The 18,431-nt window shown below is 45.5% G+C and carries 17 protein-coding genes; 8 read left to right on the top strand and 9 right to left on the bottom strand.

The genetic code is table 11. From position 1 onward, the window contains the following. Positions 1 to 47 precede the first annotated feature (47 nt). On the top strand, positions 48 to 857 hold the full coding sequence (locus tag NFI81_RS23600) for a UDP-2,3-diacylglucosamine diphosphatase (protein ID WP_234615942.1): 810 nt from the start codon (positions 48 to 50) through the stop codon (positions 855 to 857). Here the strand turns inward: NFI81_RS23600 and NFI81_RS23595 are convergent. The 4 genes from NFI81_RS23595 to NFI81_RS23580 all read right to left on the bottom strand — a co-directional run bounded on the left by NFI81_RS23595 (position 854) and on the right by NFI81_RS23580 (position 3,752). Further along, positions 854 to 1,603 carry a carboxypeptidase-like regulatory domain-containing protein gene (locus tag NFI81_RS23595; RefSeq protein WP_234615941.1) on the bottom strand — a complete coding sequence of 250 codons (750 nt, stop codon included), beginning with the start codon at positions 1,601 to 1,603 and terminating at the stop codon, positions 854 to 856. The two genes, NFI81_RS23600 and NFI81_RS23595, sit on opposite strands and share 4 nt — an antisense overlap. A gap of 129 nt (positions 1,604 to 1,732) precedes the next feature. Beyond that, positions 1,733 to 2,566: a phosphatidate cytidylyltransferase gene (locus NFI81_RS23590; RefSeq protein WP_234615940.1), complete on the bottom strand. Its 834-nt coding sequence runs from the start codon at positions 2,564 to 2,566 to the stop codon at positions 1,733 to 1,735. Then, positions 2,538 to 2,759 (bottom strand): putative signal transducing protein, encoded by a 222-nt coding sequence (locus NFI81_RS23585; RefSeq protein ID WP_234615939.1) that lies wholly within the window; start codon positions 2,757 to 2,759, stop codon positions 2,538 to 2,540. The genes NFI81_RS23590 and NFI81_RS23585 overlap by 29 nt, the downstream gene beginning before the upstream one ends. Before the next feature lie 21 nt (positions 2,760 to 2,780). Continuing rightward, positions 2,781 to 3,752 carry a CPBP family intramembrane glutamic endopeptidase gene (locus NFI81_RS23580; RefSeq protein WP_234615938.1) on the bottom strand — a complete coding sequence of 324 codons (972 nt, stop codon included), beginning with the start codon at positions 3,750 to 3,752 and terminating at the stop codon, positions 2,781 to 2,783. A gap of 65 nt (positions 3,753 to 3,817) precedes the next feature. Here NFI81_RS23580 and dusB point away from each other — a divergent pair, with 65 nt between their 5' ends. The 4 genes from dusB (at position 3,818) to frr (ending at position 6,708) form a co-directional block, all read left to right on the top strand. After that, positions 3,818 to 4,807 carry a tRNA dihydrouridine synthase DusB gene (gene dusB, locus NFI81_RS23575; RefSeq protein ID WP_234615937.1) on the top strand — a complete coding sequence of 330 codons (990 nt, stop codon included), beginning with the start codon at positions 3,818 to 3,820 and terminating at the stop codon, positions 4,805 to 4,807. Then, entirely contained in the window at positions 4,801 to 5,337 is a 537-nt protein-coding gene (locus NFI81_RS23570; protein WP_234615936.1) for an acyl-CoA carboxylase biotin carboxyl carrier protein subunit, read from the top strand. The genes dusB and NFI81_RS23570 overlap by 7 nt, the downstream gene beginning before the upstream one ends. A 62-nt stretch (positions 5,338 to 5,399) precedes the next feature. Then, positions 5,400 to 6,119 (top strand): UMP kinase, encoded by a 720-nt coding sequence (pyrH, locus tag NFI81_RS23565; protein ID WP_234615935.1) that lies wholly within the window; start codon positions 5,400 to 5,402, stop codon positions 6,117 to 6,119. A gap of 28 nt (positions 6,120 to 6,147) precedes the next feature. Continuing rightward, the gene (gene frr / locus NFI81_RS23560) at positions 6,148 to 6,708 is read left to right on the top strand and encodes a ribosome recycling factor (RefSeq protein WP_234615934.1); all 561 of its coding nucleotides are present in this window, start codon (positions 6,148 to 6,150) and stop codon (positions 6,706 to 6,708) included. A gap of 78 nt (positions 6,709 to 6,786) precedes the next feature. Here the strand turns inward: frr and NFI81_RS23555 are convergent, their stop codons facing one another. After that, a complete protein-coding gene (locus tag NFI81_RS23555; protein ID WP_234615933.1) occupies positions 6,787 to 7,779 on the bottom strand; it encodes a UDP-glucuronic acid decarboxylase family protein in 993 nt (330 codons plus the stop codon). A 38-nt stretch (positions 7,780 to 7,817) separates the two neighbouring features. Then, complete coding sequence (locus NFI81_RS23550) at positions 7,818 to 9,134, bottom strand: UDP-glucose dehydrogenase family protein (protein ID WP_234615932.1); 1,317 nt, start codon at positions 9,132 to 9,134, stop codon at positions 7,818 to 7,820. A gap of 211 nt (positions 9,135 to 9,345) precedes the next feature. On the opposite strand from NFI81_RS23550, the gene NFI81_RS23545 reads away from it, so the two are divergent. The 3 genes from NFI81_RS23545 to NFI81_RS23535 all read left to right on the top strand — a co-directional run bounded on the left by NFI81_RS23545 (position 9,346) and on the right by NFI81_RS23535 (position 11,985). Then, the gene (locus tag NFI81_RS23545; protein WP_234615931.1) at positions 9,346 to 10,512 is read left to right on the top strand and encodes an acyl-CoA dehydrogenase family protein; all 1,167 of its coding nucleotides are present in this window, start codon (positions 9,346 to 9,348) and stop codon (positions 10,510 to 10,512) included. Between the two features lie 125 nt (positions 10,513 to 10,637). Further along, positions 10,638 to 11,549: an SPFH domain-containing protein gene (locus tag NFI81_RS23540; RefSeq protein ID WP_234615930.1), complete on the top strand. Its 912-nt coding sequence runs from the start codon at positions 10,638 to 10,640 to the stop codon at positions 11,547 to 11,549. Position 11,550: 1 nt separating this feature from the next. After that, positions 11,551 to 11,985 (top strand): NfeD family protein, encoded by a 435-nt coding sequence (locus NFI81_RS23535; protein WP_234615929.1) that lies wholly within the window; start codon positions 11,551 to 11,553, stop codon positions 11,983 to 11,985. 73 nt (positions 11,986 to 12,058) lie between these two features. Here NFI81_RS23535 and pafA (NFI81_RS23530) read toward each other — a convergent pair whose 3' ends face one another. From pafA (NFI81_RS23530) to NFI81_RS23520, 3 genes are all read right to left on the bottom strand, one after another. After that, positions 12,059 to 13,684: an alkaline phosphatase PafA gene (pafA, locus tag NFI81_RS23530; RefSeq protein ID WP_234615928.1), complete on the bottom strand. Its 1,626-nt coding sequence runs from the start codon at positions 13,682 to 13,684 to the stop codon at positions 12,059 to 12,061. 93 nt (positions 13,685 to 13,777) lie between these two features. Continuing rightward, positions 13,778 to 15,454 carry an alkaline phosphatase PafA gene (gene pafA / locus NFI81_RS23525; RefSeq protein ID WP_234615927.1) on the bottom strand — a complete coding sequence of 559 codons (1,677 nt, stop codon included), beginning with the start codon at positions 15,452 to 15,454 and terminating at the stop codon, positions 13,778 to 13,780. 120 nt (positions 15,455 to 15,574) lie between these two features. Further along, entirely contained in the window at positions 15,575 to 18,385 is a 2,811-nt protein-coding gene (locus NFI81_RS23520; RefSeq protein ID WP_234615926.1) for a M16 family metallopeptidase, read from the bottom strand. Positions 18,386 to 18,431: the final 46 nt, after the last annotated feature.

Raw genomic sequence — 18,431 nt, 5'->3', positions numbered from 1 at the left:
GTCAATTAAAAGGAAGATTGTAAATTGCAGCGCATTTAAACTTCCGCATGAACTTTCATTTTGAGAAAAAGACGATTCACTTGCAACACGGCCGCCGCGCCTATTTTTCATCTGATTATCATCTTGGCGTCCCTTCCCAGATACAAAGCCGTGAGCGAGAAAAACGTGTTGTAAGCTGGCTGGAATCCATCCAGCACGATGCGCAGGTGATATTTTTGGTAGGCGATATTTTTGATTTTTGGTTTGAATACAAAAAGGCAGTCCCCAAAGGTTTTGTACGGTTACTAGGCAAGCTGGCGGAGCTTTCAGACAAAGGAATTGAGCTGATCATTTTCACCGGAAACCATGATATGTGGATGTCGGGTTACCTGACGGAGGAAGTTGGGGCGGTTATTTACCGGAATCCGGTCTCGTTTACATTCGATACAAAAGGCGTTTCAAAAACCATATTAGTTGGCCACGGTGATGGACTGGGGCCGGGCGACAGCACTTACAAGTTTCTGAAACAGGTTTTTGAAAACAGTTTTTTCCAGATGATTTTCCGGATCGTTCATCCCGATGTAGGCATGTGGATTGCGATGGAATGGTCGAAAAGGAGCCGGATTGCCAATATTAATAAAGGTGAGGAGCGCTTTATGGGTGCGGATCACGAATGGCTATTCCAATATTGCCGCGAAGTGGAGCAAACGCAGCACCACGATTTTTACATTTTTGGACACCGGCATCTGGTGCTGGACATGCAGGTCAATGCACGGTCGCGCTACATTAATCTTGGAGAATGGGTTACGCAACAGCATTTCGCCACTTTTGATGGCAGTAATGTGGTTTTAAAGAAATTTGACCCGGAAACAGTTTAGTTACTGCCGTTTTTCTTGATGTCGTTCTCAGGCATAGGAGGAATAAAATCCTGCTTGGTAATGTTCTCACGCGGGGCCGCATTCAGCTCTTTACGCCAGTCTTTTTGTTTCAAATCACCTTTCTTGACGGATTTGATAAAGTTGGCCCAGGCAAATGGGTTCAGGAAGGGGAATGTCGTCGCAAAGCCTTTATTGGCCGATGATTCACGCCCGAAAAGCAGCTGATCCATGGAATAGCGATAATTGGTTTGCGCATTATTAGGGACTTGCGCGGCCATTCTGTTGATATAGTCAGGATCTGTGCTTCTTGCCAAAGCGTCGCGGTCCGCCTGATCGGGCAGCTTCAATTCCAGGAATGCTTTTTTGAATTCTTCTTCTGTTGAGTACGGGTAAATGGTTACACCGGAAAGCGTTACAACATCTTCCCGTAATGCTACGATCGCGGAGTAAATGTCTGAATTATAGCTTCTTGGAATAACGTGATATTGCTTTTTGAAACCCACATAACCAAAAACAATGCTATCGCCCGGAAAAACCTTGATCGTAAAAGAACCGTCACTTCTAGACAATGTCCCTCTTCCCGCATTTACAATAAAAATGGTAGCACCAGGCAGAATCTCAGTGGTTTTACCACCTACAACCATTCCTGAAAATACAATCGCACTCTGTTCACCCTGCGCATACGAATCCCGGAATCCAGTTACACCTGCAAGTATCAATAAAAATATAAAAAGACTCCGTTTCATTTCCAGATTGTTATTCCAAAATCAATGTTAAACCAAATGCATTTGTAATCATCGCTAAAAATCTGTCCCTAATTTAAAAACGACATACTCTTGAAGGGATTGCCTTGTGTTGAGACTAATGCCTGCTGCTCAGGAAAAGAGCTTCAAAAAAGTGACGATAAACGGAGCAGAAAGAAGCAGACCATCAAACCGATCTAAAAAGCCTCCGTGACCGGGAATACTACTTCCCGAGTCCTTAATGGCAATGCTCCGCTTGAAAAGCGACTCTACAAGATCGCCGTAAGTGCCTACAACCACGATAATGGCTCCGATACAATACCATTTCCAGGGTTCGAAGGTACGGAAATAATAACCGAGCGCAAACGCGATAAAAGCCGCAAAGACCGCACTTCCCACTGCTCCTTCCCATGATTTCTTGGGGGAAATACGCTCAAAGAGCTTTCTTTTACCAAAATTTGTCCCTGCAAAATAACCGCCGATGTCAGAAGCCCAAAGCAATAGCAAGCTTCCTAAAACAATTTCATAGTTATAATTTCCCCCGCGCATGGCCATCACAATGATGAGCGCAAAGGGCAGCGCCACATAAATAATGCCCAGAAATGTGAAACCAATGTTCGTAAAAGGTTTCAGATCATTCTTTTTATAGAGCTTAATAAAGAATATCATGGATAGCAGCGGGCTGATTATGAAGTAATTTTCAAACGGCACAATGTCTTGCTCTATCAGATACGCAAGTAATATCATGACTGTGCCACAGAACGTTCCATAATATGTCAGCGGCTGATTTCCATCAAGGCCCAGGAGCTTGTAAAATTCCAGTTGGGTAAGCGAGCTGATGGTGCAAAAAAGAAGCAGAAAGGTCAATTCATTGTAAAGAATGCAACTTATGATCACAAATACACCCGCCAGCGCGGTGATGGTCCTTTGCTGTAAATTATTCAGACTCGTTAAGCGCTCCCTCATTCGTTATTATTGTTTGAGCCTGCGAGATATCACTCGTCGGCACATGCACTTCATACATTCCGAATACCGGATAACTGCTATCCTTTTTGTCTACAATGACGGCCGCAATTCCGTTCTGCTCTAAAATTTCACGGGCAATTTCTGCACGCATCATTTGTGCGCTCTGAAAAGCCTTTACCCAATTCTCAGCCATATTATTTGTTAAAAGATTGATTTAAAATTCCTTATCCACGACAACCGCTTCATTCTGCATCGCACTCGCTTTCCTGATAGAAAACAGTATGCCAGCAGAAACCAGCAATGAAGATAAGATCAGCATCAGCGGCATTGACTTCGTCTCTTCAATATTAATGTTGATAACACCAATATTATTGAGATACATCATCACCAGCACGAAGCCATTATTGACAAAATGTGCGAGTATAGCAATCCAAATGTTTCCGGTCCAGTAATATAAGTAACCAAACACTGCCCCCAACATCATCCGGGGCAAAAATCCGTAAAACTGGAAATGTATGGCACTAAATATAGCGGCGGCGACCCAAATCCCTGCGTGAGGATTTCCCCACAACTTAATCAGCTTAGTCTGAATAACGCCGCGAAAAAGCACTTCTTCTCCCAACGCGGGCAATAAAACGACAATAAACAATGCGACCAGGAGCTGGCTGAACTGTGTATATTCGGTCATAAAAGCCGTCATGACCGACAATTGATTCTCTTTTTCCTTCATCCACAATTCCAGGCCAGACAATGCGTCGGGCAGTTTCATGGCTGCATTCCATTCGATGAACTTGCTGTTAACAGGAATAAAAGCCAACACAAGCAAAAAAGCAAGTAACCATATCCGAAACGCCGGTTTGGGCCTGAAATCGAATTCTGCAATGGTTTTGCGATCTATATAAATCCAGAATATAAGCGAGGGAAGCAGATAGGAAAAGAAATGAACCGTGCCTTGAAGCATCATTAAAGCATACCAGCCATTTTTCACGCCGCCGGGATCGCTCAGTAATTGGTTCAAAACGGTGGTAATGCTATTTGTATCTACCTGCAAATAAAGCGCAAGCACCATTACCGCCAGAATATTGCCCACTGCCATACCAATGAGCACAAAGCCGATGAGGACCAACAAACTGCCTCCTGTGCCGGGTACACGGGAAACTAACTGAATAGAGTTACTATTTTGCATAATTGATGTAAATTTACAGTTAATTATGAATTTAAAAATAAGGCTTAGGGGTCTTCCCTTTTGAAATGGTAAAAATCGGAAACATAGCGTTAGGTGATTTTCCACTGCTGCTCGCACCCATGGAGGACGTGAGTGATCCTCCTTTCAGGGCGGTTTGCAAGGAAAACGGGGCGGATCTGATGTACACAGAATTTGTGTCGTCAGAAGGATTGATCCGCGACGCAGCGAAAAGCGTGCAAAAGCTTGACATATTTGAATACGAAAGGCCGGTTGGGATTCAGCTTTTTGGCAGTGATATAGACACCATGGGTTCCTGCGCTGAGATTGCTTCCCGCGTAAATCCGGATCTGATTGACATCAACTACGGATGCCCGGTAAAAAACGTGGCTTGCCGCGGGGCAGGGGCTGCGTTGTTACAGGATGTCCCTAAAATGGTGAAAATGACAGATGCGGTTGTTAGATCGACACATTTGCCTGTAACCGTAAAAACGCGTTTGGGCTGGGACGAAAACACTAAGAATGTGCAGGAAGTGGCGGAACGGTTGCAGGATATCGGCATTCAGGCATTGTCTGTACATGGCCGCACGCGCGTGCAAATGTACAAAGGCTCGGCCGACTGGACACTGATCGCCATGATCAAGGATAATCCGCGCATAACCATTCCTATTTTTGGAAATGGCGATGTGGATACGCCGGAAAAAGCATTGGAATACAAAAACAGGTTTGGTGTGGATGGCATTATGATCGGCCGCGCAACCATAGGAAATCCCTGGATCTTTAATGAGATCAAACATTATATGAAAACGGGTGAAAAGCTGGCGGCGCCTACCATGGAACAGCGCGTGGCCGTTTGCCGCAAACACCTCGAATTCTCGATCCGCTGGAAGGGTCCGGTTGCGGGTGTTTTTGAAATGCGCAGACATTATACCAATTATTTCAAAGGACTCGATCATTTCAAACCATTCCGTATGCGGCTTGTGGAAGGCATGACCTATGAAGAGCTCGACGGGATTTTACAGGAAGTTGTCCACGAATACAGCGAAGCATTATGCTAAAAATCGCTGTATCCGATTCCCCGGCAACTGAAAATGATGACGACCCGTCAGCTGGGAATGTTTTTGAGATTAATAATGAGAAGAATAGCTTGTCCATAGGCGGGCAATTGTTCGAAGGGGACATCGTACCCGTTGGTACGAACCATTTCCACGCCATTTGGCAAAACAAATCCTATAATATTGAAGTGCTCGATCACAATGTTGCTGAGAAGACATTTCATCTTTTGATCAATGGTCAGCATTTTCATACCAAAGCAAAAGACGAGCTCGACTTGCTATTGGAAGGAATGGGATTGCAAAACAGCGCCAGCACGAAGATCAATAATGTAAAAGCACCCATGCCCGGGCTCATTCAATCCGTTGCGGTTGCTGAGGGCGATACAATCAATAAAGGCGATACTTTGCTTGTGCTTGTGGCCATGAAAATGGAAAACACAATCAAATCATCCGGAAATGGGGTGGTTAAAACATTGAAAGTGGCGGCTGGTGAAATCGTTGAAAAAAACCAGGTGTTGCTCGAGTTTCAATAAATACTTGGTAATCTTACCTTCCTAAGCTTATTTTTACGGTCGAAAACACCTACATCACAATCATGCCCGAACCAAAATATAAACGTTTATTACTGAAACTGAGCGGAGAAGCACTTAATGGCGGAGACAAAGGCCAGGTTATTGACTTTAACATTCTTGATAATTACGCCAGGGAAATTAAAAGAATTGCCGAAGTAGGCGTTCAGATTGCAATCGTTATCGGAGGTGGAAATATTTTTCGGGGCGCATCAGTCGAGAAATCGGGCATCGACAGAGTGCAGGGCGACCATATGGGCATGCTGGCAACGGTGATTAATGGTATGGCCATTCAAAGTTCCCTGGAAAAACATGGCGTGAACACGCGTTTGATGTCGGCCATCAAGATGGAGCAGGTTTGCGAACCGCTAATCCGCCGCCGCGCAATCCGCCATTTGGAAAAGGGACGTGTAGTCATTTTCGGTGCAGGAACCGGAAACCCTTATTTTACTACGGATACAACAGCCGGGCTTCGTGCCATTGAATCGGAATCGGAAGTGGTTTTGAAAGGCACACGTGTAGACGGCGTTTACACAGCCGATCCGGAAAAAGATCCGCTGGCTACAAAATACACCCAACTGACATTCGACGAAGCTTTGTCTAAAAATCTGAAAATCATGGATTTGACAGCTTTCACGCTTTGCAAAGAAAATAATGTCCCAATTATCGTTTTCGACATGAATAAGCCAGGTAACCTTTATGATCTGGTTATGGGTGAAAATGTGGGCACTTTGATATCTAACTAGCAGTAATATAATATCTTACTACAAAATAATGGAAGAAATAGAATTATATCTGGATGACGCCAAGGACACCATGGAAGGCGCCATTAAGCACCTTATCATTGAATTGGGTAAAATACGCGCCGGAAAAGCCACTCCTCAAATGCTGGAAGGCCTGCAAATAGAATATTACGGTTCAATGACGCCATTGCAAAATGTGGCTACGATCAACACGCCCGATGCAAGGACGATCGCGATCAGACCGTTTGAGAAAAAGATCATTAATGAGATTGAAAAGGCGATCCGTAATGGTAACCTGGGTTTTGCGCCTTCCAATGATGGTGAGATGATCCGTATCTCGGTTCCGCCACTGAATGAGGAACGCAGAAGAGAACTGGTAAAACGCGCGAAAAACGAGATCGAAACGGCAAAGATCAACATTCGCAACATTCGCCAGGATGCTAATAATTCTTTGCGTAAACTAACGAAGGAAGGCGCTGCGGAGGATTTGATCAAACTTAGTGAAGACCGCGTTCAAAAACTGACAGACGGATTTATTTCCAAAGTAGAGCAGATCTTCAATGCGAAGGAAAAAGAGATTATGGAGGTTTAGTGATTTTTATATTATTGGCTTACCAACAAAAAATCCCGCCTGAGCGGGATTTTTTGTTTACTGACATTTCAAAAATATCTATTTCGAAGCACTGAAACTTTCAAAGCCTCTGTGGTTTGATTCTTCGTAAAGCCTTTCTTTCGGCAAGCTGCGGAAATAATCATATGTAATGCGTAATCCTTCGTCGCGGGAAACCTTTGGCTCCCAGCCGAGAATTTCTTTTGCTAATGTAATGTCGGGCTGACGCTGTTTTGGATCGTCTTGTGGAAGCGGTTGATAAATTACTTTCTGATCCGTTCCGGTCAGTTTGATAATTTCCTCAGCGAATTCGCCAATCGTGATCTCGGATGGGTTACCAATGTTAACAGGCAAAGAATAATCGCTCATTAACAGACGATAAATTCCTTCAACCAGATCATCCACGTAACAGAATGCGCGGGTCTGCGTTCCGTCACCGAAAACGGTAATGTCCTCCCCTCTTAGCGCCTGGCCGATGAATGCCGGCAATACGCGTCCGTCATTGAGGCGCATTCTTGGTCCGTAAGTGTTAAAGATCCTGACAATGCGTGTTTCCAGCTCATGGTAACGATGGTAAGCCATCGTGATCGCTTCCTGATAACGTTTGGCTTCATCATAGCAACCACGCGGCCCGATCGGGTTTACGTGGCCCCAGTAATCTTCCGTCTGCGGGTGGACCAATGGATCGCCGTACACTTCGGATGTTGAAGCGATGATGAAACGTGCTTTTTTAACCCGGGCAAGTCCAAGTAAGTTGTGGGTTCCCATCGCACCCACTTTCAGGGTTTGGATTGGGATTTTTAAATAGTCAATCGGGCTTGCAGGTGAAGCGAAGTGCATTATGTAATCCAGCTCGCCCGGCACGTGTACAAATTTCGTAACATCGTGGTGGTTGAACTCAAAGTTTGGATTTGGCATCAGATGCTCAATATTCCGCATGTCGCCGGTGATCAGGTTATCCATCCCGATCACATACATACCCTCTTTCAGGAAGCGCTCGCAAAGGTGTGAGCCCAGGAAACCCGCCGCTCCGGTTATTAATACACGTTTCATTTAAAATGAGATAGGTTTAATGTTGATATACGACTGCCTCAGGCTGGAACTACTTTTTCTCTTCCGATGCTGAAATAAGTATAACCCATTTCGCGCATTGTTTCCAGTTCATAGAGGTTTCTTCCGTCAAAAACTACTTTGTTTTTAAGCAGCTTACTCATTTTTTCAAATTCAGGTGTACGGAACTGAGGCCATTCTGTGAAGATCATCAATGCATCCGCATCATCCAAAGCAGCATACGGCGTGTGGCAGAAAGTTACTTTGTCTCCCAGGATGTTTTTAACATTGGTCATCGCTTCCGGATCATAAACGGTCACTTTTGCTCCTGCTTCCAGCAATGCATTGATGTTTTCCAAAGCCGGTGCTTCGCGGATATCATCTGTATAAGGTTTGAACGCCAATCCCCAAACAGCAATTGTTTTATCTTTCAGACTTCCACCAAAATAATTATCTACCATCGGCAAAAGCTTTTTCTTCTGATCATCATTTACTTCCATTACCGATTGCAGGATGCGGAAGTCGTAGTTGTAATCTTTTGAAGTTTTGGCAAGCGCCTGCACGTCTTTCGGGAAACAGCTTCCGCCGTAACCAATTCCTGCAAAAAGGAAACGCTTTCCGATACGGCTGTCCGTTCCGATTCCGCGACGGATATCGTCCACATTAGCCCCCACTTTTTCGCAAAGGTTTGCGATCTCGTTCATGAAAGTGATTTTCATGGCCAGGAATGAGTTGGCTGCATATTTCGTCATTTCAGCAGAACGCTCGTCCATGAAAATAACCGGGTTACCTTGACGTACCAACGGTGCATACAATTTCTCCATCACTTTCTTCGCCTTTTCAGAGGAAGTTCCAACAACAACGCGGTCAGGCTTCATGAAATCTTCTACGGCAACACCTTCACGCAAGAATTCTGGGTTAGAAACCACATCGAATTTCACTTTTGCATTGGCAACGATTGCAGCGTGTACTTTTTCGGCAGTTCCAACCGGAACAGTGCTTTTATCAATGATAACCGCGTATTTATCCAGAATGTGTCCCAGATCGTCGGCTACTTTAAGTATATATTTCAAATCAGCAGAACCGTCTTCTCCCGGAGGTGTCGGAAGTGCAAGGAAAATAACCTCAGCATCTTTAATTCCTTCGGCAAGATTGGTTGTAAACACCAAACGGCCCTCTGCAACATTGCGATCAAAAAGGACATCGAGACCTGGCTCGTAGATCGGAATCTCTCCTTTTTGCAAACGTTCAACTTTTCTGACATCAATGTCAACGCATGTTACCTGGTTGCCTGTCTCGGCGAAGCATGTTCCCGTAACCAAACCAACGTAACCTGTTCCTACAACTGCAATTTTCATAAAATGTGATAATTATTATATAGCTGTTATGACACTTATTAATTAACGTTAAAATATTGTATTTAACCAAGACGGTAAACAGTCATGATATGCAAAAGTAATTTTTTTAAATGAATCTTCACCTCCTCGTGTAGGATTTGTTCGTTTACGGATGGTGATTTTAATACAAATCTTGCTAACATTGGATATCACTATATAATCATCAGCAAAAATGGACTTAATAAAAGAGGATTCAGTTGAAAGCCAGCGTGAACAAACCTGTGACCTGATCAGGGAAACGGTTAAAGACTTCGCGGCCATACATATAAAGCCTTACATAAGGGAGTGGGATGAGGCCCAGCAATTCCCCAAAACGTTGTTTCACAGCCTGGGTGAAATGGGGCTAATGGGCATGTTGGTGCCGGAAGAATATGGAGGATCAGGATTAGGATATAAAGAATATGTCACTGCCATCATTGAGCTTTCGAAAACAGATCCTTCGGTGGGTTTATCTATGGCTGCGCACAACTCGCTTTGCACAAATCATATATTAATGTTTGGGAACGAAGAGCAAAAACAGACCTATCTCCCCAAGCTCGCTTCCGGGCAACATGTAGGCGCATGGGGACTCACGGAACCCAATACAGGCTCTGACGCGGGCAATATGCAAACAGTCGCCGTCCGCGAAGGAAGCGACTGGATTATTAATGGATCCAAAAATTTCATAACCAACGGAAAATCAGGAGACGTGGCGGTCATTATCACCAGGACCGGCGAGCCTGGCGACAAACATGGCGCAACTGCATTCATTATTGAGCAAGGCACGCCCGGTTTTTCTTCGGGCCGAAAGGAGGACAAACTTGGCATGCGCGCTTCGGAAACGGTTGAGCTTATTTTCCAGGATTGCCGCGTTTCGGACAGCCAGCGGCTGGGGGATATCGGCGATGGATTTGTACAATCATTAAAAGTGCTGGACGGCGGCCGGATCTCCATTGCAGCATTGGGCGTGGGAACAGCATTAGGCGCATATGAAGCAGCTCTGGCTTATTCCAAAGAACGGAAACAGTTCGGCAAAGCGATCTGCGACTTCCAGGCGATCGCATTTAAGCTGGCTGATATGTACACGGATGTCCAGGCTTCAACATTGTTAACTTTTCATGCGGCAGCATTGAAAGATGCTGGACAAAAAGTAACGCTGCCGAGCGCTGTGGCTAAATATCATTCTTCAGAAACGGCCGTCAGAGTAGCTAATGAGGCGGTTCAGATCTTTGGAGGATATGGTTTTGTAAAGGATTATCCGGCCGAAAAATTCTACCGCGACAGCAAACTCTGCACCATTGGCGAAGGCACAAGTGAAATTCAAAAAATGGTAATATCAAAAGAAATATTGAAAAATTGATATATCAATAACCATCCATCCCCAGCTTAAACCGACGAGCAAGTTTCCGACGCACTGACGCTAGAAGGAGTAGGAAGGAAGTCACGTTATGGTTATTTTCGCAATAGACCATAACCTGACTTGATATGACCCCACTATTAGTGTTATTAGTACTCGTTGTTTTCACGATCCTGATGACCGTGAAAGTGATCCCGCAGCAAACCGCCTACATTATGGAGCGGCTCGGTAAATTTTACGCCGTCCTGCAACCCGGCATCAACTTTATTATTCCTTTTTTTGACCGTATTGCCTACAAATACACACTCAAAGAAACTGCCATCGACATTCCCGAACAGATATGCATTACCCGCGACAACGTGCAGGTGCGTATGGACGGCGTCATTTTTATCCAGGTTATTGATCCAAAAAAAGCCGCTTATGGGATCGCAGACTACACATTTGCGGTAATCCAGCTCGCACAAACCACCATGCGGAGCGAAATTGGAAAGCTGGATCTTGACAAAACATTTGAAGAACGTATGACCATTAACCGTGCTGTGGTTGAGTCCATAGATGAAGCGGCCATTGGCTGGGGCGTGAAAGTATTGCGTTATGAAATCAAGAATATCACACCGCCACAGAGCGTTCTGATTGCTATGGAAAAACAAATGCAGGCAGAAAGAGAAAGAAGGGCTGTGATTTTGCAGTCAGACGGAGAGAAACAGGCGGCTATTAATGTGGCCGAAGGTCAAAAACAAAAAGCCGTTTTGGAGTCGGAAGGTTTGCGTATGAGGCAGATTAACGAGGCGGAAGGGGAAGCAGCGGCATTGCGCTCCGTGGCAGAAGCAACTGCGGAAAGTATTAAGCTCGTAGCGCAGGCTATTCAAATGGACGGCGGCTATGAGGCTGTTCAGCTCAAAGTGGCGGAAAATTACGTGGAGCAGTTTGGTAAGCTGGCCAAAGCAGGGAATACGCTGATTTTGCCGGCCAACCTGGCTGATATCAGCTCGTTGATTGCCACCGCACTTACCGTTGTTAAATCTGAACCGAAGAAATAGTATGGATTTGTCGCTGCCGCAAATATGGCTTATCGTTGGACTGATCATGCTAATCGCAGAATTGGTCAGTGTTTTACTTGTTTTCGTATTTTTTGCGATTGGTGCGTTGTTCACCTCGCTGTTCGCAGCCATGGGCCTGCTTACCAGCACTGAAAGTCAGATTATCGCCTTTTCCGTGATTTCGCTCGTTTCCATGCTCTTGTTACGCAAGCATGCACGCAGGTTGCTGGACCGCAAAGGTTCTTCGGAATACAATGAGTTTGTGGGCGAGACTGCTATGGTTATCAAGGACATTCCGGCAGAAGGCGAAGGTAAAATATACTATCGCGGCGCAGAATGGAAAGCCAATTCGGTTAATCATACCTCCATAGCGGCCGGAAGTAAAGTTGTAATAAAACAGGCAGACGGCATCCTGCTGATCGTTGAGGAATCCTGAATATCAAAATGCAAAAAGAGGCTTCATAGCAAAGGATTAACTCCGCTATGCAGCCTCTTTTTTTTTGAATAATTTACTTCTTAATAGCCTCTTCCACCGGATTCCCAATGTTCCCGCTGGCCGGTAAAATGTGCAGCAATGCAGAAATGGTAGGCGCAATGTCAGAAACAGAAGTCCTGCGCAATGTCTCACCTTTATTAATTCCCCAACCAAACATGACAAAAGGGACCTGCGTGTCATAATTGTAACCTGTGCCGTGCGAAGTTCCGGTAGAGGTTCCGTAAAACCATCCCGGCTCGGTAAGGATCTGCACATCGCCACTGCGTTTGGCATTCACATTGTTCTTGTATAATTCGAGCTGATAGGTGTTCATAGGCGCTTTTCCCATATCCGTCAGGTTCAAAACATCTGCAACACCAGGCACTTTCAGCAATGCTTCCCGGATCACTTCGGTGGCCATGGCAACGGTTAATTTCTTTTTTAACAAAAGGCTGTGATCAAAATAAAGCTGATTGTTTTCCCTGCTCAAAATGTATTTTTCTTTCCCAAAAGCATCGTCCAATGCTTTATCAATGGTTGCCGTCACCACTTTGCGTTCAACCAGGCCCGAAGGGAGCTTATGCGCCGCTGCGAAACCCGGAACATCCACAACACCGTGATCGGCAGTCAGGAACACGGTGTATTCACCTTTGCCAACCCAGCCATCCAAAAAGCCGAAAAGCTCTGCAAATTCCCTGTCCAGACGAAGAAAATCGTCTTGCTGTTCTATGGAATTCGGCCCTACCCTATGCCCGATTTTGTCCGTTGATGAAAAACTGATCGCCAGGAAATCGGTATCTTTTCCTTTGCCCAGATTTTCGCCTTTAATCGCCTCGATAGCCATTTCCTTCGTAATGGTATTTCCCCAGGGTGTGTCTGTAACCACACCAAATGCATCACCTGCCAAACCAGCCAGATCATAAGGAAAAACCGGCCTTTTAGCGCCTGGCAACTTCCCTTCCCAATCCACATCATCCGGCGAGCTTTGTCCGTAATTGTCCGCAGACAGCAACAATTGCCAGCCTTTTTGCAAATAAGCAGAAGGCATTTTTTTGGCATTATAATCTTTCACCCATTGCGGAAGGTCGTCCATGTAATAAGTGCTCGTAACCCAGTTTCCTGTTTTGGAATCGAACCAGTAGGAGCCATTCGCCGTGTGGCCGCCGGGCAAAATAGATCCCCTATCCTTAATCGCTACGGCAATTGTTTTGTTACGAAAGTTGGTCGCGATCCTTAATTGATCAGAAACGGTGCTGGTCAATAAATTTTTGGGGGACATTTTACCAACTGTCGGGTTATTGCTTCCAACCGTCCTCACCGTGCTGTCTTCCACGCAATAAATGCTTTGCTTCGCGATGGGATCAAACCATTCATTGCCTACAATGCCATTAATAGCGGGAACTGAACCCGTATAGGCAGATGCGTGGCCCGCAGCAGTAACCGTCAATGCGTAACTGTAATGATTGTTCTGGCAGTTGAAGCCCTCATTCATCATTCTTTTAAAACCCCCTTCCTGATATTGATCGTAATAGCGATACAAATAATCGTAACGCATCTGATCCACCACAATGCCTACAATGAGCTTAGGACGGGCAAGCGACGAAGATTTTGGAATGGCTTTCTTGGCAGTTTGGGCGAATGCAGATACGGAAAGCAGCATTAGCAACGCTTTTAAGCAAATTTTTCTCACGGTTCAGGAATATAAATTGAAATAAAAAACCTTGCAGACAAACGGTGTCTGCAAGGGACAATGTTATTTTTTCAAAGCTTCTTCAACAGGGTTACCCACGTTTCCGCTCGGCGGCAAAATGTGCAGCAATGCAGAAATGGTAGGCGCAATGTCCGCGATGGTGGTACGGCGCAATGTTTCACCTTTATTCACGCCCCATCCATAAAGCAGGAAGGGCACGTGTGTGTCGTAGTTGTACGGCGTTCCATGGTCGGTGCCGGTGGCAAAGGAAGAAGCAAACCAGCCTGGCTGCACAATTACCTGAATATCGCCGCTGCGTTTTGCATGAATGTTGTTTTTATACATTTCCAGTTGATATGTATTCAAAGGAGCGCGGCCAATGTCGTTGAGGTTCAGCACATCCGCAACGCCTTCCATCGGGAGCAATGCAGTGCGCAAAACTTGATAAGCGTCTGCAACAGAGACTTTCTTTTCTTTCAAAAGTGCCTTATTTAAGTAAAGCTGATAGTTTTCAAAAGCCGCCACGTAATCGCCTTCGCCGTAGGCATCATTCAATGCTTTCACAACTGTGCGCGTTAATGCGGTTGCGCTCATCAGGCCCGCAGGCAGTTTATTTTCTTTCCAAAATCCAGGAACGTCCATCGCTCCGTGATCTGCTGTGAGGAAAACCGTGTAATTCCCTTTTCCGGTCCATGTGTCCAGGAAATTGAACAGATCCGCAAATTCCATATCCAGTTTCAGGTAATTATCCTCCTGCTCAACCGAATTAGGGCCAAATGCATGTCCAATGCGGTCCGGCGTTGAGAAACTCACAGCCAAAAAGTCGGTGTCAGCTCCTTTTCCCAGATTTTCGCCCTTAATGGCCGCAATCGCCATATCCTTGGTCATCGTGTTTCCCCATGGCGAAGTCGTGATCACGGTGTACGCATCACCAGCAGTTCCTATCAGTTCATGCGGGAAAATGGATTTGGGCTCACCCGAAATCTTCCCTTCCCAAACCACATCATCCGCCGTGCTTTGCGTGTATTGTTCAACAGGCAGCAACAGTTTCCAGCCTGCCTTGGAATATTCCGAAGGCATTTTGCGGTTATTATAAGCAGTAACCCAATCCGGCAGATTGTCGCGGTAATAAGTGCTCGTTACAAAGTTTCCAGTCTTTGCGTCAAACCAGTAAGCACCATTTGCGGCATGTCCCGCAGGCAAAATGGAAGCACGGTCCTTAATGGCCACGCCAATGGTTTTTGAGCGAAAATTGGTTGCAATCCGCAACTGATCCGTAACTGTGCTGGTGAGTAGGTTGCGCGGCGACATTTTGCCCACTGCACCATTATTGCTTCCAACGGTTGCAACCGTGCTGTCATCCGTGCAATAAACCGTTTTCGCGGCCTGACTATCATACCAGTCATTTCCCACAATGCCGTTGATCGCTGGCAATGATCCGGTGTAAACAGCCGAATGTCCTGCCGCGGTAACCGTCAATGCATAGTGATAATGGTTATTCCGGCAGTTGAAACCCTCATTCATCAACCTTTTTAAGCCACCTTCTTTGTATTTGTCATAATAGCGATAGAGATAATCATAGCGCATCTGATCCACCACAATGCCCACAACGAGCTTAGGACGAGCTAGTTTCCCCGGGTTAGCAGTGGCTGGTGTTGTTTTGGATTGACTAAAAACGGAAGGGCTGATGATGAGTCCTGCAATCAGTAATCTTAATGTCAGGTTTTTTATCAATTTCATTGGAGGCATTCTGGCGATAAAGGTTTCCTTATATACTCGGCAAAGATAAAGATGTACTGCTTTAAAAGCAGAAACCGATGGCAAAATGCCACCGGTTTAACTCATTATTAACATAAGATGCTATTTTTTCTCGCTACCACCCAACGGCGCCGGCGCTGCGGTAGTAGGAGCGCCTTTTTTGGCTTTTGCAAAATCACCAGCCTTAATGATCACGAGCTTGTTGTAATCAATGTGTTTATTAAATGCTGCTTTGATCTGCTCAGGGGTTAATGCTTCGATCTTTTTCTCAAAATCCGCATCCCACTGCATGGTTCTGTTCAAATAAAGGTTGTTGGTCAATGTGTTAGCTAATGAAGCATCTTGCGACCTTCCAACTTGTCTGGATTGCAGGTAGCCCGATTTCGCAGCCTTTAATTCCTCCGCTGTGAAACCTTCCTTCATCGTTTTTTCGATCTCTTCTTTAAATGCAGCTTCCAGTTTCTCAGCATTTTGAGGCGCATAAATCGCATAAGACATGAATGTGCCATTTTTATCTAGCGAACTTGCCGAGAATTGCGAACCAACGCCATAGCTTAATCCCTCTTTCTGACGGATGCGTGTGGCAAGGCGAGAGTTCAGGAAGCCGCCGCCCAGCAGGTAATTGCCGATTACCAATGCCGGATAATCCGGGTCTGTGTCCTGCAATGGCATGTTAAGGCCTGCAATAAACATGGCATTCGCTTTATCCGGTGTTTCTACCATTTTACTTTCAGACTTCACAGCAACATAAGGTGAAGCAATGCGGGTGAATGGCTTCGCGCTTTTCCAGTTTCCGAATTCATCATTAATGATCTTTTGAAGCGCTGCTTTGTCAAAATCCCCTACAACCGTCGCAGAAGCATTATTAGCACCATAAAAATCCTTATGAAATTGCTTGATCTGATCAATGGTCGTAGCCTTAATGCTCTCTACATCTTCATCAAATGTAGCCACATAACGAATATCCCCTTTGGGATATGGCGTAACGATGCGGCGATACTGATTGAATGCAATCGCTTGCGGTTCACTGCGTTGCGACTCGATTCCTGCCAGTTCTTCCTGTTTCAGTTTTTCAAATTCCGTCTCGTCAAATGCAGGATTTTTCAAAACTTCCGCAACCAGCTTCATTACGGCAGGCAGGTTTTCTTTGGTTGTTTCAATGTTCGCACCAGCCTGGTTATTGATTCCGAAGAAGCTCACCCGCGCTTTCAGCTTATCGAATTCGTCTTTTAATTGCTGCCTGGTTTTGGTTTTTGAACCTCTGTCCAACATCGAGCCGGTAAGGTCGGAAATGGTTGCTTTGTTTGTCAGGCTCTTTTCATCTCCGTAACGCAAAGTGATCTTTGCAGCCACAACATTTCCTCTCGTTGTTTTGGGAAGCAATGCGGTTTCGATCGCGTTGGGTTTCTCAACGCGTGTTGTGCGGGTTTCCACATTCATAGGCGACGGATCAAATGCTTCGCCTTCCGCTACAACGGCTTCGCCTTTATAGTCTTTTACCAGATCAGCTACATTCGGTGCTTCCGGAATTTCGGCCCTTACCGGGTTTGCTTCGGGCACAAATGTGCCTAATGTGCGGTTGGAAGGACGGAAATAATATTGCGCAACGCGGAAAACGTCCTCGGGAGAAACTTTCCGGATGTTATCCCGGAACAGAAACGCCAGCCGCCAGTCACCCGTGGCAATCGCCTCGCTAATGCTCAATCCAACCCTTTCAGAGTTACGGAATTCGAGGTCCCAGTTTTTCAAGATGGTCGTTTTGGCGCGCTCAATGTCTTCTTTCGAAGGTTTTAAGACGGCAGCAGAATCCAACGTGGCGGTAAATGCTTTTTTGGCTTCATCCAAAGAATTTTCTTTTAAAACCTCAGCACCAAACAACACAAATCCAGGATCGAACAACTGGAAGCTGAAACCGAATTCGGAAGATGCTTTTTTTGTATTCACCAGATTTTTATAAAGCCTTCCGTTTGGTTCAGCCGTTAAAAGCTCCGTGAGCACTTCCATAGCTGGATAATCTGCATGCGAACCTGGCATTATGTGGTAGGCTGCCATCAGCATTTGTACGTCGCCGGTTCTTCTCAATTCCACGAAACGCTCACCATCCTGCGTTGGCTCGGAAGTGTACGATTTGGGTAGCACGCGTGTAGGTTTTGCGATTTTGCCAAAATAATCATTGATCATTGCCAATGTTTTAGCCTCATCGATCTTCCCGGCAACCGTTAGCACTGCATTATCCGGTTGATAATGTTTCTTATAAAAAGCCTGTAAATTGTCAATGGGCACCCTTTCAATGTCGGAACGGTTCCCAATGGTCGATTTTCCATAGTTATGCCATAAAAAAGCACCCGAAATCACTCGCTCCATCAAAACGCGGAAAGGACTGTTTTCACCCGATTCAAACTCATTGCGCACCACGCTGAACTCGCTGTCCAGGTCTTTTTTAGCAATAAAGGAGTTCACCATTCGGTCCGATTCCAGGTCCAGAGCCCATTTCAGGTTTTCTTCGGTGGCAGAGAAGGTTTCAAAATAGTTGGTGCGGTCATACCAGGTCGTTCCATTCGGTCGGGCGCCATGCTCGGTAAGCTCCTGCGGAATGTTCGGGTGCTTGGGTGTGCCTTTGAAAACAAGGTGTTCCAGCAAATGCGCCATGCCTGTTTCCCCATATCCTTCATGACGGGAACCCACCAGATAGGTGACATTAACAGTAATTGTAGGCTTGGAAGGGTCCGGGAACATGAGCACTTTAAGCCCGTTTTCCAGATTATACTCCGTAATTCCCTCCACCGAAGTAACTTTTTTAACGCCTTTCGGCAGTTCCTGCGAAAAGGAAGGAGCGGCGATCAGGGAGGTTAACAGCAGACCGATGACAGCATTGCCGCGGAATGCATTTCTTCTTTTAAAATTCATGACCATATCCGGAAGATTATGTGAGATTTATATTGCATGAAAATAACGCAGA

Origin of the sequence: Dyadobacter fanqingshengii (genome assembly GCF_023822005.2) — a bacterium.
GTDB lineage: Bacteria > Bacteroidota > Bacteroidia > Cytophagales > Spirosomataceae > Dyadobacter > Dyadobacter fanqingshengii.
This window is presented reverse-complemented; position numbering and strand designations above follow the sequence as displayed.